Source organism: Enterococcus sp. GC34 (assembly GCF_040886645.1).
Lineage (GTDB): Bacteria > Bacillota > Bacilli > Lactobacillales > Enterococcaceae > Enterococcus > Enterococcus faecalis.
Window position 1 is genome coordinate 1 of record NZ_JBFOEF010000016.1, and the last position, 24,778, is coordinate 24,778.

Below are 24,778 nucleotides of genomic sequence, written 5' to 3' on the forward strand. Positions count from 1 at the left end.
CCGTTGTTCGATCTTTTCTGTATAGGGATGATACGCGTGGTACAAGCTGCCTTTTCCAATCAAGGCAGCCACCGATTGGGCAATCCCCGCTGAAGCCGAGGAAACGATTTGGGTATCTTCTACCTTCAACAAGTTGGCTAAAAAGGCCCCTGTTTGCACACTAAGTTCACTCATTTCAAAGAAATGTTCGCCGCCGAATCGTTGCGCCGCTAGGACTGCCTCCGAAACTTTGGAGACACCTAGAATGGTCATTTTCCCAGAAGCATTGATGACTTCTTTTAAGTGGAATTTTTCGTAACTATTCATTATTTTCTCCTTTATAACAAACCAAAGAATGAAGTGACCAAACTAACTAAGACAATCGTGCCGATAATGATACCGTAACGTGGGCCTTTCTTTACCATGAAGAAATAAATAGCCATGACTGCTGCTAAAGGAAGTAACCCTTTCATAATTTGATCTAGAATATCTTGTAAAACAATCGTGGCACCGCCAGTAACTTTAAACGTCATCGGGCTAGCAATTTTAACATAACTCGCACTTAAAGCGCCCATCATCATCATTCCTAAAACATTTGCTGAATAAATGACTTGCTTAATTTTGCCGTCTTTTAACAAACTTAAGATTGAATTACGCCCTAATGTATAGGACTTATTCACTAATGTCCAACTGATGTATAACGTAATGGCTGTGTACAGAACCAACGGACCGATACTTCCAATCACGTTACCTCCTTTAGCCATTGGAATAAAAATGGAAATGATTAACGGCATTAATGCTGCCCAAATAATCGAATCGCCAATCCCAGCCAGCGGACCCATCAACCCAGTTTTAATCGATGTGATCGCCGTATCAGAGATCGCTGCACCATTGGATTTTTCTTCCTCCATAGCAATTGCAATCCCTTGAATTGAAGCCCCTACTGTTCCTTCAGTATTAAAAAAATTCAAATGACGTTTCAGAGCTTCTCTTTGTTGTTCTTCATCGTCTGCGTAAAGTTTTTTAATTGCAGGAATCATCGATGCACAAAAAACTAAACTTTGAAGACGTTCATAAGAATTTGATAATTCACAACCTAGTTGATAAATCCAAAAGGCTTTGGATAATTCTTTTTTAGTAATTTTTTTCTGTTCCAATTGTTGTTCATTTGCTTGTGTCATTTGTTCCATTATGCTGCCTCCTCACTCAATGCCTTATTTCTAACTAAAAAGGCAATACAGATTCCTAAAATAGCGACGGCCATAACTTCTGCGCCAAAATATACTACTGCAACAAAACCAATTAAAAAATAAGGAATCAAATTTTTCTTGCCAATTACCATAATTGTTAAGGCGAAGCCTAACGCTGGTAAAATACCACCCATTACTTCAAAGCCGTGCATCAACCATGCTGGGATAACTTCTAAGACTTTATTCACCACAGATTGACCAAAAAAGTTCGCCGCAAAAACCAACGGAAAGCGAATTAAAAATCCCGCTAAAGCTGGATAAACAAACGCAGCTCGGTAAATCCCCCCATAATTTAACTCTTCCGCATATTTATCAGCCATATGCACCCACGTCGCATTGATGGTCCGCCGTAATTGATCCATAAAGACGCCTAACACACCAAAAGGAACAGCTAGTGCAACAGCCGCCTCGGCATTCATTCCCACACCTAAAGCAATTGGAATCGCAATTGCTGAAGCTAAAGCCGGATCACTAGGCACATTGCCGCCCGGTGTGGAGGTGACTCCGAGATAAACAAGTTGAATCCCCGCCCCCACAACCATTGCTTCACTAAGTTTTCCTGTTGCTAAACCAGCCACCAACGCTGCACCTAATGGCTGAGACAGCATGCCTGAAAATGTGTACCCAAAACGCAAACGTGCAAACCAATAATAAAGTCCCATAATAATTGAAACACCTAAAACGCCCATATGATTCTCTCCTTTTTCTCTGATTATAGTGATTGATATTTTTCAATTAATTTTTGAATTGGTAGGGGATTTTCTTCGGGAATCGCTTGGAAGAAAACATGGATGCCCTTCGTTAAAAGTTCAGTCAAAATTGCAACATCTTCTTCAGATAAATTGATATTTTTTAAAACATTTTTCCGATTTGGTCCGCCACCTAAGCCACCAACTTGAATCTCCTCTTTAATAATTTCTTGGTCCACCATCGCTTTTAAGGTCGTTAAATCTGGCACTAAAAATAACACCTTTTTCTCTTCCTTTTCTTGCGATTCCCAATATTCTTTGGCACTTTCAATCCCTTTAATTACTACAGAAACCCCTGGAGGCGCCGCCATTAAATAAATACTTTGTAAAAATTCATCTTGCTCTAGTTCATCACTCACTACCAAAATTTCATTTGCACCTGATTGTTGTAACCATTTAGTCACTACTTGTCCATGGATTAAACGACTATCGACTCTTGTTAATACGATTTTTGACATTCTGTTCACCTATACTTTCTTATTTTGGAATTTCTAAAATTTGACAACTGTCTACTGCTGCTTGTTGAATCATCTCTGCATCTTGTAAACGAAATCCAGGACCATTTTGTTTCATGACGGATTCTAATAATAACGATGTGCATAATCCGGACACAATCAGGAGGTCATAATCTTTTGATAAACGCAATGCAACATTACTAGGTGTGCCACCTTTAACATCTGTTAAAATTAGCAGCTGGTTGTGCCACGTTAACTGTTCAATTTTTTCTGTGACTCGTTCTAAATAATCCCCCAGTGAATCCTCTGCTTGTAATGCTACTTCATGTACATTTGTGACTTCTCCTACAATCATCTGGACGCTTTTGACTAATTCCAAGCCCCAACCATTGTGTGTTAAAAGTAAAATTGGTTCATTTTCCATAAACAAACTCCTTTGCTAATTAATCATTTTATTAAAAGCAATAAGTGTGCCAACTTTCATTTCCGTTTGAATTAAGCCTTTTCAAAGAGCAATTCATAAATATAGCGCACTTCCAAAGGTGGAATCAACAGATTATAGGACACTTCAAGCGGTCGAAACGCCATTTTTATGACAGATACAGCTTCTGGCAACTCTCGATATGACACTTCATAAGCTGTCGGGTCATATTCTGGATTCAACAATTGCCGTTCTAACATACAGGCACAATGAATGATAAAACGAAGTAAAACCTTTTCGTCACTTTTTATTTTAGTTTGCAAGCAAATGTCTGAATAAATCTTAGCTAATTCGATTGAAATGGTTGTAGGATTCAAAACCGTTAGTAAGTCTGTAATAGCTTCGATTGATAATCCTTGAATATATTTAGCTGAAACTTTCTTTAGTAACTCTTGGTTTTGTTTTTCTTCTAAATGATGGCCTAATAATTCGAAAACTAGCTGAATGCCCCGCTTCGATAGTAAATCTTGTAAAGAAATAAACGGAATATCTGGCACTTCTGTCTTTACGGTGCCAATGATGCCAACGATTTTCTCTTCTTTCCGAACAAAAGAATGCAAGCGATCAATGTCTTCCACTTCTCTTTTCTCTAAAGTAATGATGCGTACATTCGTTAGTAATTCATTAGGAAAAGTTTTTAGTAACAACTGTTCAATTTTAATAGCGGTCCCCATACCAGTTAGACAGGAAATAATGAGAACTTTTGCCTCGTTGAAGCGACCTTTACTGCAAATCAAGGCGCGATGATTTTTTTCTTTTAAGACTGGTAATAGATACTCAAACGCCGTCGATTCATAAATGACTTCTCGGGCCACTTCTAGCAATGTTAAGAGATTGATATTGCTAATTAGCAGCACTTCCATTTGAAACGTTTGACTGATAGCATTACCAAAGTAAACCAGAGAACCGATGTCCACCATTAAAATAATTTTTTTATACTGATTTTGCTTTACAATTGTACGAACTTTTTCTAATGTTTCTTCCACTGATTGATTAATCGGCATATCAACTGCACGCATGACCGTTGTTGAGAACAGAAGGTTGGTGTACTCAACCATGCTGCTGGCCGTTGCGGCACCATGTGCAACGACGATAACGCCACAGTTTTCTTCAACTGAGTGCGCTCTTTTTTTAGCTGTGACTTTACGAATAAATAGATCGAAAAAGAGGATTTCCGTATCAGCAAAAGAAATCCCAAACAACGTTTGTAAAAAGTCCACCATGGTCTTAGCAGCTTGATACTGGGTGACTTTGCCAGAATAGATATTTTTGGTATCTGAATAAAATGTTTCATTCATTTGTGCAGAATAAAAAACAGCAGAATAAAGGTGGACAATTAAAATATTCTGGAAATCCTCTGTCAATTTTTCTTGGATTAATTGTTCAAAAAAGACAATGGCTTCTTGAATTTTTGGCTGCAATGTTTCGTCAATGGCCTCTAAGGCTAGCGGTTCTTGAGCAAAAATGTCCATATCATAAAGTTGCTCGACTTTGTTTTGCATGATTGCTAGCGCATCCTCTGTCGAAAGAGTTAATTTTTTCAAATCTGCATATTCTTTCAATAGAAAATTATAAAAACGATCATTTTTCAGACTTTCTGATTTGAGTAACTCTTGACTGCTTAAATAAAAATGGTTGTATTGAATCGTGAGGCCATCGTTAGGTATCCACTCATTAAAAGCCAGCAGACTTTCTACATCAGGTTGCTCTTTGACTGTCCCCTCGTTTGCTTCAATGCAAATAGTTTCCGTTAATTGATCGAACACCTCTAAATAGGCTTGTGCGCTCATAAATTGAATCGCCGCTTTCAATTCGCCAACGTTGGCTTCAAAATGAGTAAACGTTAATTGTTTCAACGCCTCATAACGAATATGGATATTCTTTTGAATCCGTTGACTTTCTTCTAAGAAAAAGGACAAAATTAATTGAATTTTTTCTTTCAAAGAGCGCTCGGCTAAAGCTGGTATGGCTAATGTCACAGGGATCCTTCTTAAAAACGTTTTCAAAAAATGTTGATTGACTGCTTCGGTTGTTGCAAAAATAAATTTTATCGATACATTTCTTTGTTTTTCGGCTTCACCCATCCGTGTAAAATACCCTTTATCCAAAACTGTAAACAATTTTTCTTGGCCTTCGCTCGTTAATCGATGGACTTCATCTAAAAATAAAAAACCACCATCTGCCAACTCTACTAAGCCTTTTTGGTCATTGACGGCACCAGTAAAACTGCCTTTTTTATAGCCAAACAGATGAGAAGTTAATAATTCTGGATTGTTGAAATATTCTGCACAATTAAAATAAATGAATGGAACTTCTTGGTTCATTTTAACTTGATAAAATTGGTGTAATTGTTCTGCAATTAAGGTTTTCCCAACTCCAGATTCTCCAGTAAGTAAAATATTCAAGCCATTAGGCGGATATAAAATAGCGGCTTTCAACTTCTTGATGGCGTCTGCTAAGCTCCCATCAAAACCAATTACGTTCGCAAATGGATTCATTTTCAGTAGCTGCTTTTTCTTATGTATCTGTTCTGTCTGTTGATAAATATCCTCTTGCAGCGAAGCGAGGGAATCGTAGCACGTGCTACTTTTAAAAAAAGGAAACTGTTCCTCTAAGTAGTCTTTATCAAAAAATAACACTGGTCTAGATTTAACTTTAACGACTTGGTCTTTTCTCACTAATTCTGAAAGCTCTTCACTAACAGCGGTTCGGGTATAGCCAGAGGCCTGACTTAATTGCGAAGCCGTTGCGGGTAACAAGGTTGCTTTGCTACTTGGATTTTGTACGTGAAACTGTTTTAACGCTTGATGAATATTATCAATTCTCATAGTCTTTTCCCCATTTCTTTTTTGATCCAAAAGTTAATTTATTATACATTAAAACGGAAGCGGTTTCTTATTTACCATAAAAAAAATCAAGTCTTTAACCAAAAGATTAAAGACTTGATTTTTATTCTCCGTATTGTACAAGTTGTGTATTTTCACAATGAAAGTCCAAGAAATCTTGGATTTTTTTACCATTGAAGTAGTTATCAATGACTCGCATAACCGCATTGTGGCAAACAAATAGGTAAGTTTCCTCTGAAGCTAAGGCTTCCTCAATCAAAGGATAAATTCGAGCCGCAACATCTAGGACCGATTCCCCTTCTGGAAATGGCAAGGAAATCTCAGAACGATTTTCTTGGAAAGCCGTTGTTTCAATCGGTTCACCATCATAAATACCAAAATTCATCTCAATTAAACGAGGTTCTGTTTCAATCGTCAATTGATTTCGTTCCGCAATTTTACGGGCTGTTTCTTGCGCCCGTTTTAAAGGCGACGCCAGTAAACGGTCGATTTGAATTCCTTGTTTGGCAATTTTTTCAGCTACCAATTCCGCTTGTTGATAGCCTTTTTCGGTCAATTGCGCTTCCGCATGACCACAAATTCTACGGGCCACATTATAATCTGTTTCACCATGTCTCACTACGTACAGCATTTTTCCACCTCAGTTTTTTGTCTTGTGTCTATTTTATCTGAAATTTGGTCACAATAACACCCTATTTAGCGGTAACTTTCTGGTAATTTAAATTTGCCTTCTTGCTCAAGCTGTTCACCTACTTGGAATAAGAGATCTTCACGTCCACGAGCAGCCAGCAATTGAATGCCTAAGGGTAACCCCGTTGCCGTCACATGTGTGGGCAAGCTGATGGCTGGTTGTCCTGTCAAGTTCGCTAGTTGAGTATACGGTGTTAGCTGTAAACTTTTATCAAAATAATCATAGATTAATTCAGCTAGCTCTGCTTCTGTTAATTCTGCTGCTTGCGCCATTCGTTGACGAATGTGCTCACTTTGCAAATCTTCGTTAATTTTTGGTGCTGAAAAAGCCGTTGTTGGTGATAAAAACAGATCAAATTTTTGGAAAAGTTCTTCCATCGTTACTGCTGCTTGATCCCACAACTGTAATGAATGAACATAGGTGGCTGCTGGAATCTTTTGGCCAAATTGATGCATGGTCCATGAAAAAGGTTCGATTTCTTCTTTACGAATTGGGCGCCCGAGCCCCTGTTGAATGCTATTCATCATCGCTGTAGTTTCTGCGCCGTTCATTTGATAATAGGAGCGAATCAGCGCTCCACCATCGACTGGATAAGGAATCTCAATGATTTCATGGCCAGCGGCTGCCAGAAAATCAGCCGCTTGTTTCGCCGCTTGTGTTGCTTCTGGCGAAATCAGTGAGCCGATAGGCGAAGCGGTACACAGAGCAATTTTTAGCCGTTGTTTTTTAGGGTGTGTTTGCCATTCTGCCAAGGGCGCTTGGTAGGGGGCGCCACTGTGGCTACCACGTAGGCCATAAAATAACGCTTTGGTGTCTCTCATAGAAATAGTCAACGCAAAGTCAATCGAGGCACCTTGCCAGCCTCGCCAGCCTTCTGGGCCGACAGGCATGGAGCCACGGCTAGGTTTTAAGCCAATTAAACCACTAAAAGAGGCGGGAATTCGGATGGAGCCACCGCCATCGCTAGCGCCGGCGATAGGAACAATCCCGCTAGCGACAACTGCGGCAGCGCCGCCACTGGAACCGCCTGGCGAATGTTCCAGGTTCCAAGGATTGCGGGCTGGCCCGTAAAGAGCAGGATCCGTAATATTTTTAAAGCCAAACTCTGGGGCGTTGGTTTGTCCTAAGGGCACCAAACCAATCGTTTCTGCTTGTTTGACAAAGTTAGAGGTCGTTGTTGCAGTACTATTTTTAAAAAGTTGCGAGCCGGCCGTTGCTGACCACCCCGCTTTTTCTTGGCCTAACATTTTCAATGGAAATGGCAAACCAGCAAATAGTGTGTCCTGCTGTTTATTTTTTTGATAAGTTGCTTCTGCTTCTTGGCTGTCAAAGGTTACAAAGCCATTGATCTTTGGATTTAACTTTTGGACTTTTTTCTCAATATCCTTTAAGAGTTCTGTGTGACTTACTTTCTGTTCTTTTAATTGTTGTACCCAATATAGTCCGTCTTTCATACAGACCCACCTCCTATACTATTCCTTATTAGTATAGCATGGTTTTTAGGGGTCATCCTGTGATGGTGATTTTCATTCGTCAAGTGCTTCTCTAATTTAAGTAAATAATTCGCCAATGTAAGGAAGCAACTGCGGATGCAGTTTGTAGCCTTTATAACGTGTATTTTGGATACCTTGTTTTTTAAAGCCCCCTACTTGAATTTTTTTATTTAATTTTGTCAGCTGTTTGGTCATTTTTTTTCGATTATTAGCTGTTTCTTCTGTGTCATATATTAATTTACAAAGGCGCTCCATTGGTAAGTGTTCTTTTGGCGTACTATACAAGATAGCGAGTAGTGCACGTTCTGCGGCTGTTAGCTTTATTCCCTCTACATCTAACTTTTCATCTTCTCGTTGGATGGGTTTATTTAATTCTGCCAAAAGGATATTTTCTCTTAATGTATCCAAAGTCGCATCTAATCGTAGCCAATTGAGAATGCCATATTGATAGCTAATGTTCAATTCTTCCGAGGTAGGAATGTCTTCGGAGCGAAGAAACAACGGCGTTTTAACTCTGGCTAATTCCTTTAGATATAAATATTGTTCTTTGCGAGGAATCGTTTCGCTGAGAATGATGGCATCAAATTTCCGATAAAACAAATGACTTTCCTTAATTTCACCAATCAGACACGTCGTACAAAAAACTTGGTGATCTAAATGCTGTAAGCGGTTTTGAAAAGCAGTTTCTGCTAAGATATTTTTTGTGATGACCATTATTTTCATTCTTGATTCCTCCTTAATTCTTTTTTAGTTCAAAATTTTCTCAATTTTCGTGTTTTGTTTTGATATATTTAGTATACTGGAATTTTTTCGAATTAAAATTTAGAAATTTACAATCAAATCAGTCATTAACAGTCATTCCTGTAATCCCCGATTTATAAAGGATTTCCAATAGTCTTATTTAAAAAATATTTGTTATTTAATCCTCAACGTGCTATTTTTTTAATTTTTTTCTTTTTTATTTAGCTGACAAACGTCAAAAAGTTAACATTAGCTATCAACCTTTTGACGTTTGTTAGCTATTTTCTCTTGAAATCTTTGGATTTTTTTCTACTTTCACTAAAAAAAACAGCCAAAAGTGGCTGTTTTTTTGCTGTTTATATTTATTTCATAATATCGATCAAGTCTTTTTTCGAAGCTGCCGAGGCAGGGAAATAGCTAAATACAACCCCGATAAAGACAGAAATCCCAATGGCTAATGAAACGGTCATTAAATCTGGTCGAACAGAAAACGGTAGTGCCATTGAGGCTAAGTAGGCAATAATCATTCCTAAAAGATAACCAGTAATTCCGCCGATTAAGGTCAAGGCAATCCCTTCTGTTAAGAATTGCTTTTTAATATCACTGGCTGTCCCGCCCAATGCACGTCGGATACCAATTTCCTTAATCCGTTCTGAGACCGAAATGTACATCATATTCATAACGCCGACCCCAGCAATTACCAGTGAAATAGCCGCAATTGCGGAAATAAACAAGGTTAAATTATTTAATAAAGAGCCCATTTCTTTGATGGTATCTTTAACATTATATTCTTGATACGTCCCGCTGTTTTTCATGGTTCCTTGTTGAGAGAGAGTTTTTATTGTTTCTTTCAATACTTGATCTGGTTGGTAGCCAGGTGCCACTGTTAGCTTCAACGTAGATGTATCTTTTAGCTTGCCGAAATAATGTTCATAGGTCTTTTTGGGAAAATAAAGTAATGAGTCATCATTACCTGGACCAATGGCACCGCTGGTATTGGTTGTCACGCCAACAATGGTAAAAAGTTGCTCTTTATATGGAAAAGTTCGATTAACTGCTGCAGTCGGGTCTTGGTAGAGTTCTTTGGCAACCAGTTCATCCACCACCACTGTTTTATCCATTTTTGCATTGTCTCCATCATTCAGTTGGCGTCCCGCCAACAATTCTTTGGTGGTTTTGTCGGCAAGTTCATAGGTTACGGAAAGATTTTTCGGTCCTGCTTGAAAATTCAGTGTGCCTTTTGGGGCGCCATCAACTTCTCTTTGATCAAAATCAATTTTTTCTACGCCAGGAACCATGCGCACGACCCCTAAATCATTGTCGGTAAACATCGCTTGGTCACTAAACATATCCGAAGTGTTGTAGGCCGAAAAAGAAATCTTTTTCACATTTTCTTTTTGTTTTTCAGCAGATAATTTATCGACCATGTCTTCTTTAAAGCCGTTACCGATAGCCACGATGGTAATCACCGAAGCGATCCCGATGACAATCCCTAGCATCGTTAACAAGCTGCGTCGCTTATTTTTCAAAATGGAACGGAAGGCGGTTTTCCAAATAATTGAACGTTTCATGTCAGCACCTCCTCTAAAATCTTTCCATCACGAACTTTAATCAAACGATTGCAGTATTCAATTGTTTCTTCATCATGTGTCACTAAAATAATGGTGACACCTTCATTGTTTAATTGCTGAAAGAGCGTTAAAATTTCTTCCGATGTTTTACTATCTAAAGCCCCAGTTGGTTCATCTGCAATAATAAAACTTGGCCGATTGACAATCGCACGCGCAATGGCCACACGTTGTTGTTGCCCGCCCGAAAGTTGTTTTGGATGCTTCTTGCCTTTATCTGGCAAGCCGACTTTTGTCAGAACTTCGTGGACACGATCTTTGGCTTCTTTTGGGGTTAACCCACTATATAAAAGAGGCAATTCAATGTTTTCTTCAACTGTTAGTGTTTCAATTAAACTAAAATTCTGAAAGACAAAGCCGACTGCTTCATTTCTAATTCGGGATAGTTCCTTATCAGAAAAGTCGCCAATTTCACGGTCTTCAAACAAATACGTTCCTTCAAATTTTTTATCAATAAAGCCTAGCAAATTAATCAAAGTCGATTTCCCAGAACCAGAAGGACCCATAATCGCTAAAAATTCTCCAGCGTCTACTTGGAGGTTAATATCATCTAACACATGCAGTGTTTCTTCTTCGGAATAATAATATTTATGAATATGGGCTAGCTTAATCATTGGCAGCTACCTGAACATCTTGATTATCTTTTAATTCTTTATTGGGATTGGCAATCACTTGGTCTTTCCAGTTCAAGCCACTTTTGACAACTTTACGACCTAAATTTGTTTCTGTTTCAATCGGTGTTTTTTTCGCTTTGCCCGCTTTGTAAACATAGACAAATTCTTTTTCGCCTTCTTTTTGGATTGCTGCTGTCGGTATAATCATTTGTTTTTGCGGTACAGCGATGCTAGTAGACAAGCCTTCTACCCAAGGAAAATCACCTTCTACTGTAAATTGATAACTCACTACTGGATTGCCTTCATTTTTAGCTATTGGGGTTTGCGCAATGGAAACAATTTTTCCTGGTGCTGATTTACCTGAACCAACGGTCGTCACTGTTACTTCTTCCCCTGTCTGTAATTTATCGTAATCATACTCGGTTACTTTTCCTTGAATATTTTTCTTTTGTGTTGCAATTTTAATGACTGGTTTGTCGGTACTACTCATGGCACTAGCATCAACAGTGACTTGGCCATCAATTGGTGCTGTAACGACTGTGTTGACTTTGCCACGTGTTTGTTCAAGCGTGTTTGCTGCTCCGACAGCATCACTGTTGGCTAATTGAAGGGCTTGGTTAGCTTGGGCGACTTCACTATTCGCAGCACTAACAGCTTCATTCAATTGCTGAATTTCCGCATTTAGTGTTTCTTTCTCTTCAGCCTCTTTTGCGGTGTTTAATTTTTGCTTGGCTGCAGCAACTTTGTTTAACGCTTCATTGTATTTTTGAGTGGCTAAGTTAACGTTCTCTTGTGCTTGTTGAACTTGAAGATTGTTCCGATTAACGGCATTCGCTTGTTCTGTTTCTGTGGCTTGGATGTCTGAGTTATTGTACGTTAACAATGGACTATCTTTCTTGACTTCTTTACCATTTTCAACATTTATTTCGGCAATTTTTCCTAAAGAAGGATCAAAGAAAATATCCCGAGTATCTAGAAAACTCACTTGACCATCTAATTTTAATGAGGCCATTTCTGTAATGGTATACGTTGTGTATTCAGGTTCAACTTCTTTTGAAGAAAAAACTGTTTTTGCTCCGATAAATCCGACGACGACCACTGCGGCACCAATACCGAACCACACTTTTTTATTTCGCTTCTTCTGGCCTGACTTTTTCATTTATTTGTTCCTCCTTGATTTCTGTTGACGAGTTTGTCATTTTATTTAGTATATAATGAATAAAAAAACCGGTCCCTTCATCTTCCTATCATTCCTCTTACAGTTTTGACACATCTTTATCTAACAAAAAAACGTTTATCCTGTGTAAAAGGATAAACGTTTTTTGTTATTTTATTGTTCTAATTGACCCAACCAGCCAGATGTACCACCTAGAACATTGGTTACTTGATACCCTTGTTGACTGAGAAACGCACACGCTTGTGCGGAGCGCGATCCCATTTGACAAATCAGATAATAGGGTTGGTTTTTATCTAATTGCTGATAATTTTCGGTTAAAGTACTTAAAGGTAAGTTGATGGCCTGAGGGACATGCCCCAGTTGGTATTCCATTTCTTCTCGTACATCAATAATCGGTAATTTTTTTCGTTTTGCTTCCTGATAAAATTCAGGCATGCCAATCGTGTTATACATTTTCTAGTTCCTCCGGTTTTACCATTCGATATAGCGCAAAAGCACCATCTAAATTTTTGGCTGAGATGCCCGCTTGTTTTAGCATCCGTTCTGCGATATAACTACGCAAACCGCTGTGACAACTAACAATGTACTCCGTTGACTTGTCTAATTCCTTCAAACGTTCTCTTAACTCATTTAAAGGAATAGAAACAGCATTTTTAAAGTGACCATTGGCTCGTTCGGCGGGATTACGGACATCTAATAAAACAGCCCCCTTAGCTAATTCGTTGGATAACTCATACCATTGAACGTTTTCACTCAATCCTTCTGCAAGGTTCATCGCTGCATAGCCTAACATGTTCACAGGATCTTTTGCTGAACCAAACGGCGGAGCATAGGTAAACTCTAATTCAGGCAAATCAAAAATAGTTAACTGTCCTTTAATAGCGGTCGCAAGAATATCAATCCGCTTATCTACACCCTTGGCCCCAATTCCTTGTGCGCCATAAATTTCCCCTGTCGTAGGATGGAAAACTAATTTTAACTGAAGATCTGTTGCGCCAGGATAATACCCCGCATGGTCTTTTCCACTGATATGCACAACAGCTGTTGTTAGTCCAGCAGCTTTAGCAGCTCGTTCGCTTAAACCAGTTGAAGCAGCGGTTAAATCAAAGACTCGCACAATGGCAGTCCCAATGCTCCCTTGATTTTTTCTCTCTAACCCAGCAATCACATCCGCTACTTGACGTCCTTGGCGATTGGCGGGAGAAGCTAAAGAAATCAGCGCATCTTCTTGAGTAATTTGTTGTTTCACTACAATAGCATCCCCAACCGCATAAATATCGGGTTGATTCGTTTGATAGTGTTCATCAACAACGATACCGCCACGTAAACCAGTTGCTACACCTGCTTCAACTGCTAAGGTATTTTCTGGTTGGACACCCACCGACAAAATGGTTAAATCAGAAGCTAATGTTTGACCGTCTTCTAAGCGAATCACTTGCCCTTCTTCTTCAAAAGCAACCGCAGATTGTCCCGTAATTACTTGAACATTGTTTTTGCTTAATTCAGCTTTGACAAAAGCGGCCATTTCTTCGTCTAATGGCGGTAAAACATGGGGTGCCTTTTCCACGAGAGTGACTTCTAATCCGCGTTTTTGTAAGTTTTCTGCCATTTCCAAGCCAATGAAGCCTGCGCCAATCACGACGGCTCGTTTTGTTTCTGGTGTCAAGGCTGTCATAATTTGATCTAAATCAGGAACATTTCTTAATGAAAAGACATTTTTGGCTTCTGCCAATCCTGTAATTGGTGGCACAAAAGGTTTCGCCCCTGGTGATAAAATTAATTTGTCATAGTGTTCTGTTAAAATTTCTGTTTCATGTTTCACTGTGATCATTTTTTCTATTGGATCAATCGCCACGACTTCATGGTGAGGACGAACATCTAAATTAAACCGTGCCTTTAACGCTTCGGGTGTTTGAACAAGCAGTTGCTCTCTTTCTGCGATTTCGCCAGAAACGTAGTAAGGCAAACCACAGTTTGCAAATGAAACAAAAGGGCCTTTTTCCATGACAACAATTTCAGCATCTTCCATTAAACGACGTAAACGTGTCGCTGCTGACATACCACCAGCAACGCCTCCGATAATTACAATTTTCATTTATTTTCCTCCTTTAATTTGACCAGACCATTGGGACATCCCGCCACGAACGTTAATCACGTGATAGTTTTTTCTCGCTAAAATTTTGGCCGCATTTTTGCTGCGCATGCCGGACTGGCAAATCACATAGACTTCGTTAGCGGATTTGTTGTAGGCGGGAATTTTGTTGAGTGGGACATTAATCGCTTGTGGAATATGCCCTGCGCGGTATTCGCTAGGTGTTCGGACATCTAATAACGTTATCTCTTTAGATAAACGTGACTGCAATTCCTTTGCTGAAATACTTGGCGTTTTTTTAAACAATTGAAATAACATCTTTTTCTCCTTCTCTTATATACCTTACGGGGTATATTTAACATGAAAAAGTTAGACTTGTCAACTGAAGAGATTTCTGCCATTTTTAGATTCAAAGAAAAGATAGTTGACAAAAATACCTCGTGTAGGTATATTTTAAACCAATCACTACTCTTAAGGAGGGGCAAAATGACTGAAGAAAAAAAGAAAGTGCTGAATCGTTTACGCCGTACAGAAGGTCAAATTCGCGGGATTCAAAAAATGATTGATGAAGAAAAAGAATGTATCGATGTTATCACTCAGTTGAGTGCGGTCCGTTCTAGTATTGATCGCGTAATGGGGATGATAGTTGCGGAGAATTTAAAGCATTGCTTTGAAAATCCTGAAAAAGATCCTAAAGAACAAGAAGAGCGATTAGCACAAGCGATTAATATGATTGTCAAAAAGTAAAACAACGCAAACTTATTCAGCGAAAGATAAGTTTGCGTTGTTTTTTTATTTATTAGACGAATCTGCCCCGCGTTTTTTTAAATTGACAAGCATAAAAAGAATCGTGCCAATTAGTAAAATCACGACGGCGATATAAAAGCCCATGACTTTCGAACCCGTTGTGTCAGAAATTTTCCCAGTTAAAGCTGGGGCGATCACAGATGACATCATGCCGAAAAAGTTAAACACACCCAAAGTAGTACCAATTCCAATTTTTGGTGCATTTTCACCTAGCCAAGAAATAATAATCGGTTCTACAGCTAATTTCCCTAAGAACCCATACATAATTAAAGCAATTAATAACAACGTTGCATTACTTACTTGTACAGTTAACAAAAGCATGGCTGTTGCTAAAAATTCTAAAACAACGATGAATTGAACTTTTTTATGCATGTACTTATCCGCCAACCGACTAAAAAATAACGCTCCTGGAATAGAGGCAAATGCTACCAGTGAAGAGGACAACCCTATTGCTGCTCCTTGGAAACCACGTTCGGTACTTAAAAAATTAGGTAACCAAGTCACAATCATATAATATGCATAACAAGTGCCAAAATATAAAATATACGCAAATAGCATATGTGGCGCAAACAGTTTTTTAAAGGGCACTTTTTCTTTTACCGCTCCGTTATCTTTTTCATCAACAACGGTTGGCTGAATCAAGGCCATGTCTTCTTTATGATTGCGAATAATCACTTGAAAAGCCACTAACATACAAATAATCATAAAGGCGGAAATGTACATCATCACTTGCCAAGGTAATCCTTTTTGGGCAACTAAATAACTAGATAAAATCATCCCTAAACCTGAACCAACTGCTGAACCACTGTTGACAATAGCTGTTGCAAAACTTTTTTTGGCTTGAGGAATGTTTTGGGACGTCAACGAGTAAGCCGATCCATAGAAAGAACCACATCCTAAGCCTGCCAATAAGCTACCTAAGTAAATTGTTCCAATCGTTTGGGCTTGGGCAATCAGTAATGCTGCCAGCGCAAACAAGATAAAGCCTGGAATTAATACACGTTTTTTCCCAATTTTGTCTACCAAGAAGCCTGCAGGAATCTGCATGACTACGTAACCGAGAAAATAAAAGCTAGAAATGGACCCTAGGGCCGTATCGGAAGCGTTACCATTTAGAGACGCGCGAATTTGTGGATAAACGGGAGAAAGCGCGGAACGATAAATCCAGATTGTTACCCAGCCCATACATAGTAAAATAACGATTTTTTTCCAATAAGCCAACGAACTTTTTGTCTTGTCTGTCATTTTCTTTTCCTCCACCAATCATTTTTTTGGTTAACGTTTCACAAGGAACAAAAGCACTACGCTTTTTTACGTAGTGACCTTTGTCCTACCTTCTTTTTTAGTTTAAATACTCAGCCAATGCATGAGTACTACCGCTACCACCTTCAAATTGATAACCTTGGTGTTTCAATACAGTCTCAAAGGCACTCAAGAAATGCAACACATTGTCTTCGCGACTGCTGTACCCCATATTACCGACCCGCCAAATTTTTCCTTTTAAATCACCGAAGGAAGAGGCAATTTCAACTTTAAAATGATCCAGTAATAAGCTTCGCACCTTTTCACCATCAATTCCTTCTGGAATGACCACAGGAATGACTGTTGGTGTTTTTGTGTCTAACTTCCCGAAAATTTCTAAGCCCATTTTTTGTAGACTTTCAACTAAAATACGATCGTTTTTCCGATGACGTGCGTAGACATTTTCCATGCCTTCTTGAAGTAACAAGCGCAGCCCTTCATGTAGCCCATAAATCATTGTAGTCGCTTCTGTATGGTGATTTAAGCGCTCTGGTCCCCAATATTTTTCTAATTGCGATAAATCCAAGTAGTTACTTTGAATGAACCGTTCATTCCGCGCATCCGCGCCAAGCCCTAACTCTTTTTGGTAACGGCCCGCCAGATAATCGGCTACACGTTGGTTGTAGGTAATTAAAGAAAGTCCTGAAGGTACGCTGACACATTTTTGAGTGCCTGCTACCGCAATATCAATCTTCCAATCATCGACCTTTGTTTCGACACCGCCGTAAGTCGCCACCATATCTACTACGAAGAAAATTTCATTTTCCCGACAAAAGGCGCCAATTTGATCCAGAGGTTGCATTTGTGCATTCGCCGTTTCGCCGTGGACCATCGCAACAATTTTTGGTTGATGTTCTTTAATCGCTTCAATCACCGTTGTTTGTTCAAAAGGTGCGAGCCAGTCCTTTTCTAAATAAATGACTTCGGCCCGGGCGCGTTCGCAAATTTCACCTAATAAATAAGCAAACCGGCCATACGCAGGCACAAGCACTTTGTCGCCTGGCTCAATCAACGCAAATAACCCCGCTTCCAACCCTGAACGTGACGTGCCATCAATGGCAAAGGCTTGTTGATTCTTTGTGGCAAAAGGTACTTTAATCATTTCCCGAACTTCGTCCATAATCTGTAGAAATTCTGGATCAAATTGCCCTAAAATTGGTTGACCCATTTGACGAAGTACCGATGGATGGGCTTCGACTGGTCCCGGCGTCATGATTGTTCGCCGTACAAAATTTGGTTGTTGATACATAGTAATCCCTCACTTCATTTTTAATTCTTCTCTTTTATTATCTTTGGAAAAACTCAGAAATTCATTGTTCAATTTGCACTATTTTGACTTTGTTTTTTAGACATATTCAATAACTATCTTTTGTACTCCTTTTTATTCTTCGCTATACTATAAAAAAAGGAGGTTGTTGTGATGAAAATATTAGCTGAGGTCTTGGCTTTACCAAGATTTTCTGACTTACAATTATTATCGTCTCACTCAAACTTAACGCAGCCCTTGGAAAGTGTAGAAATCACGGAAACACCTGATGTGGCTGATTTTATCCCCAAAAATGTCATGATTTTAACAACGGCAATGATTTATAAAGATGATCAAGAAAAATTGAAACCTTTTATTGACTCGCTGAAACAAGCAGAGTGTACGGCTTTAGGAATCAAAGTTGGGCGGTTCCTTGACGAAATTTCACCAGAAATTGTTGCCTATGCCAGTGCCGTTGATTTGCCCCTGATTAAAATTCCTAGCACACAGCCACTAGGCGGGTTGTTGCATGAAATTGTAGGCTATCTTCGTGATAGCAAAACCGAACAGATGTCTGTGGCATTTGACATCCAAAAGCGTTTTTCAACATTATTAATGCAAGATGTTGATGCTACGCGTTTCATCGCTGAATTTGCGAAAATTTTAAATGCGCCAATTATTTTATTAAGTCCTTGGCAACAGGTGATTGCTCACTCGAATTATTTTTATGGCAATCAAAAATCGGCGGAGTTTTTCATCGAACAATTATCAAAAGACCACTTTCAACAATTGGCACAAGAAAAGAAAATCTTTCGTTTACAGGATGAGCGACAAGAAAACATTCAAGTAGCTGGCTTTCCAATTCGTGTGAACGATTATTTTCCCTATTATTTATTGGTCTTATCTCCTGAACAGATTCCTTATCCTATTTCTGAATTTGCCATTGATCAGGCCATTTTAGTTTTGACCTTTATGTTATTTAAAAACCAGAAAATTGCTGAATCTTTTGAGCATCTCAAAACAGACTTTTTGGACCGCTTGCTTGATACACATCAAGAAGCGCTGAGTAAACATCAAAATTGGTTGGAACTTTGGAAAAATTATCGTTTAATCAACAGCGATTATTATCAAGTAGCGATTGTCTACGGCGTGACTAAACCAGAAAATGAAACCCATATTCGTTATCAGCAAGCGGAAGGGCAACTAATTTTCCAATGGCTCAAAGAACAATTGCCGGAAATCCTGCCAGATGTCGCCTTGTTTAAATTAAAAAATCAAAATAAAAGTATCTTGATTTTTCAATCTAAGAAAAATGACCATTTGATGATTTTGCAAAACCTCGCTGAACGTTTGCAACAGGCTTTGCCTATTACCATTCGCTTTGCTTTAGGTAATGCTTATGAAAACCTAGAAGATTTGCCTAATTCTTATATTGAAGCTTCCTCGACATTAGAGGCTTCTTTACACGCTCAAAAACCAGTGACTGTGCAATTGTTCCATCCCAAAGGCCTAGCTGGACTTTTTGAAAAGATTGGCACTGAAGATGTTGAATACTTTTGCCAGCAACAATTGAAAGAGTTGGCCTATCCGACGGAACCGACGTTACAAGAATTACGAAAAACCTTGAAAGTTTTTTTAGATTTCAATTGCGAAATTACTAAAACGGCCAACGCTCTTTACCTTCACAGAAACACCATTAAATATCGCATGAATCAATGTGAAAAATTATTAGGTACCTCTATTCAAGAGCCTGAGACGAGTTTACTCTTACGGGTAGCGCTGGAACTTTCAGAAAAATAATTAACAGGAAAATAGCCGAATAAAAGTAACGTCTACCAAGAAGAAGGACTCTACCGTTCACCACTGCGTGTTCAAATCCTATTGTTCCGAGGTCATTACTTTACATTCGGCTTTTCGTTATAATTCTGGTTCACGATTGGCATCTTTGGAATAAACGTACATTAGCGGTTCTTCACGGCCAACCGCATAGGCTGCTTGTGGCACATAGGCACTCATGAAAATATAGTCCCCTTTTTCCACTGGATACCATTCATTGTCCAAATTGTACATCCCTTGGCCACTAATTAAATACGCACCATGCTCTTGGACATGCGTTTCAATGTAGGCATGACTAGCGCCTGGTTCAAAAGATAAGATATGCATATTCATATCAAAGTCAAACTCTTTCGGTAATAAACTCCAAAGTAAAACGTCTGTCATTCCTTCATATTCTTCGGGTTGTTGGTCATGAATTGACCCAACCACTTTATAAGGTTGATGGCCCGCCAACGGCTGATAGCGTTTTTTATATAAGAAAACTTCTGTGTCCGCTTCCTGTGCATTCGCTAAATACATTTTCATTTCAGGCGTAAAGTAGGCATAGCCCCCGGCTTCAAGCTCATGAGTTTCTTGACCATCTGAAACGCGCAAACGACCGTCAATGACATAAACCAACGTTTGGATCCCATCGCCACCAAAACCAGTTGTTTGTTGACCATTTTTGTGAAACGTAGCAATGTAATCCACAAATGTCGCACCTAATTTAGGCGATCCCAAAATGGAAATATCGACATTTTCAAAACCAGGTACTGCATTTTGCACCAAACCATCATGGGGAATAATGGCGTAATTGTCTTTTTTTATCACAGCTCTTGATGTTAACAATTCTTTTTGGTAACCAACTCGATTATTTTTATAACCCATCACAATTCTTCCTTTTCTATCTTATTTATACGCTAATTCATATAAGGTATCTGCTAAAAGCTTGACGCCTTCAACCAAATCTGGAAATGCCGTTGCTTCAGCTGGATTATGACTAATCCCACCAATACTTGGCACAAATATCATCGCTGTCGGGTAATGGGGCGCAATAATTTGCGAATCATGCCCAGCGCCACTATGCATCATACGATACTGATACTTGCCTTCTTTGGCTTTTTGTTCAATAACTTCTACAATTGCTTGATTCATCGGTACAGGGGCTTCATCCATCCAACGGTCAATTGCAATCGTCAAGCCTAATTCTTGAGCAATTGTTTTCATCCGTTCTTCTAATTCACCGGTAAAATGTCGTAAAAAAGCAGCGTCGGTATGACGGCAGTCAATTGTAAATTCCACTTCTCCAGGCACCACGTTGACTGTATTGGGTTTCGGAATGACTTTGCCGAATGTTAAAACTAACGGATCACCAATTTCATTCGCACGATCAATGGCTTCTGCACAAATTTTAGCAAAACCGTACACCGCATCATGACGGTAACTCATTGGCGTAGTGCCTGCATGATTGGCTTGCCCTTTTAAGTTAACCGTGTAGCGACGTTGCCCTACAATACTATGAACAACACCGACTTGGAGCTTTTCGTTCTCTAAAATATTGCCTTGTTCAATATGAATTTCGACAAACGCTTCAATGTCCTCACGTCTAGTTTGCTCCTGCCGAAAATCAAAGCCTTGGCGATGCATCTCATCAACAAACTTTTTACCTTCGTTGTCAGAGATATCGACTACTTCTTCACGTTTGGCTTCACCAACAACATTTTTGCTTCCCCAGAAAACCGTTGGAAAACGACTCCCTTCTTCTTCAGCCATGGAAAGCACTTCTAGAGAACGCCGTGGTTTCCCATATTTGTCTAATAAATATTGAACAGCCGTCATGGAAGCAATAACACCATATTGACCATCTAAGGTCCCACCATTAACTACTGTGTCGATATGTGACCCAGTTAAAATCGTTTCCTGAGGAAATTCCGTTCCTGCCACTCGACAAAACAGATTCCCGACTTCGTCAAATTGCGTTTCCAGTCCAAACGCCTCAGTTTGGCTTTGCACATACTTTTGTGCTGCCAACCACGAATCTGTATAAAGTAAGCGTGTCATCCCTCCAGCAGGATCACTCCCAATTGCTGACAACTCTTCGATTCTTTGTTTTAAAACTTTTTCCAAGTCCATCACAAAACCTCCTGACTGATTACACTCTGATTGTAAACGTTTCCCTAGTTATCTTCATTGTACTTATCAAACAAAATTAAGCCTTTTTTTGTGCAAAACAACCAATGAACATCCTCTAACTCGTGGACAGAGGCGCTAATTCAATCACGCTTCTGTCCCTTTTCATTTCTAAAATAGGTGTTTAATTTTTGATAAATACGCCGTTAAACGCCTCGGTTACCCCAGTTTCTTGTGCGTAAATTGTTTCGCCTCTTAAAATTGTTTGAATCACTTGGGACCCAATTTCACGACCAATGTAAGGACTAATTTTATTTCGATATTCTAAATCTTCTGCTTTTAAGATATACGGTGCATTAGGTTTAATTAGTACAAAATCGGCATCCTTACCAATACTGATGCGGCCCTTTTGTGCTAAGTGATAACGGTCAGCTGGGTTTGCTGCAATCATATCCGCGAATTGTTTCAAGGATAAACCACGTTTTTGGACGGCTTCATCGAATAACACGTCGACGTTATTTTGAACACCAGAAATGCCGCCCCAAGCTTCAAAAGCATTGGTTGTATCTTTTAAGTCTGGCGTACAAGGAGAATGGTCAGAGGTTACAAACGCGATGCCGCCTGTTTGCACGTGGTTCCATAAGGCGGCTTGTTGGTCCGCGTCACGAATCGGCGGTGAACATTTGACAACTGGACCAATGGCATCAAGTTCATCCGTGGTAAAATATAAATAATGCGTACATGTTTCACAAGTCACATCTACCCCTTCTGCTTGGGCTTTTAAAACTTCTTCCACGCCTTCTTGACAAGCCACATGACAAATATGAATCCGACAACCTGTTTCTTTGGCAAATAAAATGGCTTTTTGAATCGCTTCAACTTCGGTAAACACAGGACGTGTAGCTACATATGCTGCTAAAGTCGTTTCGCCATTTTGATAAGCTAACGCGCCTAATTTATCCGTAATTGGCGCATTTTCTGCATGGATTGCTAGCACTTTGCCAGTTTTGGCGACTTGTTTCATTCCTTCATATAGCGAATAATCGTCGACATTTTGAAAATCTCCTTCAATTGAACGATCGCCGCACGTTCCTAAAAAGCATTTATAGCCGGAAACGCCTCCTTCATCAAGTTCCTGAATCCCACCAGCCAAGTTGGTCGGGACCACGCCGCCAAATGACCCTACATCTACTTTTAGTTTATTTTCTCCTGCCTTGTATTTGATCTCAAGAGAGGTCTTATCCACAGTTGCTGGAATCTGATTTAAAGGCATTTCCATAAAGGTCGTCACGCCCCCTTTGGCACAAGCGGCCGTTCCTGTGACATACCCTTCCCATTCATCGCGGTAACCACCACCAGGATCGGTAATATGAACATGAGCATCCACCATCCCAGGACTAACGACTAAACCCGTCGCATCAATCACACGTTCTCCTGACAAGTCTTGCCCGATCGCTACGATTTTTCCTCCTTGAACGGCGACATCCGTAATGACTTCTCCAGTTTCTAAAATAACTAACCCGTTTTTAATCACTAACTCTGCTTGCATTTATTTTCCCTCCTGATAAGCTGTTTCTTTCACTTTTTTTGAATCCCAAGTCCATTTTTTTAACACTAAGTACAGCACAAAACCTGTGGCAAAGCCCACAAACCACGAAATATCAGCAATGATTTTAACCTGTGGAATAAATTGACCACTTAAGGAAAGAACCAACGCCAGAATAGTAGCAACATACGCCGGCTTGTTTAATCCGTAAAAAGGATTGGCTTCCTCTTTTTTGTGTTTATCTACGTATAAAGCATTTAAGTCAATTTGTTGCTTTTGAACAAAATAATAATTCGCAATCATCACGCCAGCGACTGGTCCTAAAACAGCCCCAATTGCGTTCAGAAAAATAAAAATACTATCGGCGTTTTCCATCAGTTTCCAAGGCATAATGAGAAAGCTGATAACACTGGCAATCATGACGCCTTTTTTATACGTCATTTTTTTAGGAAATAGCGCCGCCAATTGATAACCTGCCGGAATGATGTTCCCCGTTGCATTCGTTGAAATAGTCGTTAATAAGAAAACCGACATGGCTAAGACCACCACCGCCACATTATCTAAACGATCAATAATGTTTAAAATATTCCATTCTTGAATCCCAAAATACAACGAACCACCTAACAGAATAACCACACTGGAAAAAGCGAAAATCCCATAACCAACAACTAAACCTGCTGTTTGCCCCACAACCTGAGCACGTGTCGAGCGCGCATTCTTAGTAAAATCCGCCACACTCGCACCAGGCGCTGACCAAACGGCCACAACCGAGTTAAAAATAATCAGATACGCCACCAGTGGATTGACTGAACGAATCGCACCAGAAACTTGATAGGACAAAATTGGTGTTAAACCGCCCCCAGCTCGAATGGCCCAAATCGTTAATCCAATAATAACGACATAAATCAACGGACTTAAAATGGCGGTAAACCGGTTCAAAATTTTGCTACCACCGAAACCTATTGCCACATTTAAGAGCCAGAAAAGAGTAAACGCCATTAATTCAGGTAGCCTGAGACCAAAAAACTGGAATGACCCACCAATTTGTAAAAAGTTCGGCCAAAATTTCCCGAGAATAATTAATAAAGCGAGCGATCCTGTAAATGTTTGCAGACCAAACCAAGCAATCGCGGCCACACAACCTCTTAAGAACCCTGGCAGTTTTGCTCCGAGACTTCCGTAAGTAGACTGTAAGTGCATCGCAAAAGGAATCCCATATTTAGAGCCAGCCACGCCATTCAAATTCATGAAGGCTGCTACAATGAATGAGCTTAACACAACTGCCAACATAACTTGCAGCGGCGATAAACCTAAGAAAATAAAGCCGCCCACTGCTGCATAATTCGGGATATTATGAATCGAACCCATCCATAATGTAAAAAAATTGCGCGCGCCCATCGTCCGTTGTTTCGGGCTACTTGGCAACAAATCCTCATTGTAGCCACGTGCTTTCAGCGCTGTTTCTTCTTGAGCTGTTACTTGAGACACATTTTTCTCCACGACAAACTCTCCTTTTTATTAAAAATTTTTTTCTATTAAAACACCCTGCCTTCTCTTTTTTGTCACTTTTGCACAAACATGCGTACTACTCTCATCACACGAATTGTAAGCGCTTTTTATAACAAGAATCATTAGTTACCCCAACTAAATAACAAACGATTCTTTGTTCACTTTGAACGAAAAAATAGCAACCTTTTTTATATCGCCCTCTCACTCTAGAAAATAAGAAACAAATC

The 24,778-nt window shown here is 39.5% G+C and carries 22 protein-coding genes and 1 pseudogene; 2 read left to right on the plus strand and 21 right to left on the minus strand.

The annotated features are described in order from the left end of the window. The 15 genes and pseudogenes from AB3I72_RS12915 to AB3I72_RS12985 all read right to left on the minus strand — a co-directional run. Positions 1–306: pseudogene (locus AB3I72_RS12915) on the minus strand (SelA-like pyridoxal phosphate-dependent enzyme); the annotation flags it as partial. A gap of 11 nt (positions 307–317) precedes the next feature. After that, a complete protein-coding gene (locus tag AB3I72_RS12920) occupies positions 318–1,169 on the minus strand; it encodes a PTS system mannose/fructose/sorbose family transporter subunit IID (RefSeq protein ID WP_002359140.1) in 852 nt (283 codons plus the stop codon). Further along, positions 1,169–1,918, minus strand: coding sequence for a PTS sugar transporter subunit IIC (locus tag AB3I72_RS12925; RefSeq protein WP_002355079.1), 750 nt, complete (start codon positions 1,916–1,918; stop codon positions 1,169–1,171). Before AB3I72_RS12925 ends, AB3I72_RS12920 begins: the two co-directional genes overlap by 1 nt. 23 nt (positions 1,919–1,941) lie before the next feature. Further along, positions 1,942–2,436: a PTS sugar transporter subunit IIB gene (locus tag AB3I72_RS12930; RefSeq protein WP_002355078.1), complete on the minus strand. Its 495-nt coding sequence runs from the start codon at positions 2,434–2,436 to the stop codon at positions 1,942–1,944. Between the two features lie 19 nt (positions 2,437–2,455). Then, a complete protein-coding gene (locus AB3I72_RS12935; protein ID WP_078122455.1) occupies positions 2,456–2,857 on the minus strand; it encodes a PTS sugar transporter subunit IIA in 402 nt (133 codons plus the stop codon). 71 nt (positions 2,858–2,928) lie between these two features. Further along, entirely contained in the window at positions 2,929–5,742 is a 2,814-nt protein-coding gene (locus tag AB3I72_RS12940; RefSeq protein WP_078122453.1) for a sigma 54-interacting transcriptional regulator, read from the minus strand. 121 nt (positions 5,743–5,863) lie between these two features. Beyond that, on the minus strand, positions 5,864–6,391 hold the full coding sequence (locus AB3I72_RS12945) for a histidine phosphatase family protein (protein WP_061100937.1): 528 nt from the start codon (positions 6,389–6,391) through the stop codon (positions 5,864–5,866). Between the two features lie 65 nt (positions 6,392–6,456). Then, complete coding sequence (locus tag AB3I72_RS12950; protein ID WP_078122452.1) at positions 6,457–7,905, minus strand: amidase; 1,449 nt, start codon at positions 7,903–7,905, stop codon at positions 6,457–6,459. A gap of 96 nt (positions 7,906–8,001) precedes the next feature. Next, positions 8,002–8,667 carry a helix-turn-helix domain-containing protein gene (locus AB3I72_RS12955; RefSeq protein ID WP_078122450.1) on the minus strand — a complete coding sequence of 222 codons (666 nt, stop codon included), beginning with the start codon at positions 8,665–8,667 and terminating at the stop codon, positions 8,002–8,004. Positions 8,668–9,047: 380 nt separating this feature from the next. Continuing rightward, positions 9,048–10,256: an ABC transporter permease gene (locus AB3I72_RS12960; RefSeq protein WP_078122449.1), complete on the minus strand. Its 1,209-nt coding sequence runs from the start codon at positions 10,254–10,256 to the stop codon at positions 9,048–9,050. Next, positions 10,253–10,927: an ABC transporter ATP-binding protein gene (locus AB3I72_RS12965; protein ID WP_002365285.1), complete on the minus strand. Its 675-nt coding sequence runs from the start codon at positions 10,925–10,927 to the stop codon at positions 10,253–10,255. The genes AB3I72_RS12960 and AB3I72_RS12965 overlap by 4 nt, the downstream gene beginning before the upstream one ends. Then, positions 10,920–12,086 carry an efflux RND transporter periplasmic adaptor subunit gene (locus tag AB3I72_RS12970; RefSeq protein ID WP_078122448.1) on the minus strand — a complete coding sequence of 389 codons (1,167 nt, stop codon included), beginning with the start codon at positions 12,084–12,086 and terminating at the stop codon, positions 10,920–10,922. Before AB3I72_RS12970 ends, AB3I72_RS12965 begins: the two co-directional genes overlap by 8 nt. A gap of 171 nt (positions 12,087–12,257) precedes the next feature. After that, positions 12,258–12,557 carry a rhodanese-like domain-containing protein gene (locus tag AB3I72_RS12975; protein ID WP_002355066.1) on the minus strand — a complete coding sequence of 100 codons (300 nt, stop codon included), beginning with the start codon at positions 12,555–12,557 and terminating at the stop codon, positions 12,258–12,260. Continuing rightward, positions 12,550–14,199, minus strand: coding sequence for an FAD-dependent oxidoreductase (locus tag AB3I72_RS12980; RefSeq protein ID WP_078122446.1), 1,650 nt, complete (start codon positions 14,197–14,199; stop codon positions 12,550–12,552). The genes AB3I72_RS12975 and AB3I72_RS12980 overlap by 8 nt, the downstream gene beginning before the upstream one ends. Next, positions 14,200–14,514: a rhodanese-like domain-containing protein gene (locus tag AB3I72_RS12985; protein WP_002375669.1), complete on the minus strand. Its 315-nt coding sequence runs from the start codon at positions 14,512–14,514 to the stop codon at positions 14,200–14,202. A 168-nt stretch (positions 14,515–14,682) separates the two neighbouring features. Here AB3I72_RS12985 and AB3I72_RS12990 point away from each other — a divergent pair, with 168 nt between their 5' ends. After that, entirely contained in the window at positions 14,683–14,943 is a 261-nt protein-coding gene (locus tag AB3I72_RS12990) for a metal-sensitive transcriptional regulator (RefSeq protein ID WP_002355063.1), read from the plus strand. Positions 14,944–14,988: 45 nt separating this feature from the next. Here the strand turns inward: AB3I72_RS12990 and AB3I72_RS12995 are convergent, their stop codons facing one another. Then, positions 14,989–16,248, minus strand: coding sequence for an MFS transporter (locus AB3I72_RS12995; RefSeq protein ID WP_002368361.1), 1,260 nt, complete (start codon positions 16,246–16,248; stop codon positions 14,989–14,991). Between the two features lie 97 nt (positions 16,249–16,345). Continuing rightward, positions 16,346–17,554, minus strand: coding sequence for an alanine--glyoxylate aminotransferase family protein (locus AB3I72_RS13000; RefSeq protein WP_002355061.1), 1,209 nt, complete (start codon positions 17,552–17,554; stop codon positions 16,346–16,348). 171 nt (positions 17,555–17,725) lie between these two features. Here AB3I72_RS13000 and AB3I72_RS13005 point away from each other — a divergent pair, with 171 nt between their 5' ends. Next, complete coding sequence (locus AB3I72_RS13005; protein WP_078122445.1) at positions 17,726–19,351, plus strand: PucR family transcriptional regulator; 1,626 nt, start codon at positions 17,726–17,728, stop codon at positions 19,349–19,351. Positions 19,352–19,468: 117 nt separating this feature from the next. On the opposite strand, the gene allE is transcribed toward AB3I72_RS13005, so the two are convergent. The 4 genes from allE to AB3I72_RS13025 all read right to left on the minus strand — a co-directional run bounded on the left by allE (position 19,469) and on the right by AB3I72_RS13025 (position 24,542). Then, positions 19,469–20,254, minus strand: a complete 786-nt coding sequence (allE, locus tag AB3I72_RS13010) for a (S)-ureidoglycine aminohydrolase (protein ID WP_002384779.1) — start codon at positions 20,252–20,254, stop codon at positions 19,469–19,471. A gap of 21 nt (positions 20,255–20,275) precedes the next feature. Then, a complete protein-coding gene (allC, locus tag AB3I72_RS13015) occupies positions 20,276–21,499 on the minus strand; it encodes an allantoate deiminase (protein ID WP_002383320.1) in 1,224 nt (407 codons plus the stop codon). Positions 21,500–21,680: 181 nt separating this feature from the next. Beyond that, on the minus strand, positions 21,681–23,045 hold the full coding sequence (gene allB, locus AB3I72_RS13020) for an allantoinase AllB (RefSeq protein ID WP_061100931.1): 1,365 nt from the start codon (positions 23,043–23,045) through the stop codon (positions 21,681–21,683). After that, positions 23,046–24,542, minus strand: coding sequence for a putative allantoin permease (locus tag AB3I72_RS13025; RefSeq protein WP_010816799.1), 1,497 nt, complete (start codon positions 24,540–24,542; stop codon positions 23,046–23,048). Positions 24,543–24,778: the final 236 nt, after the last annotated feature.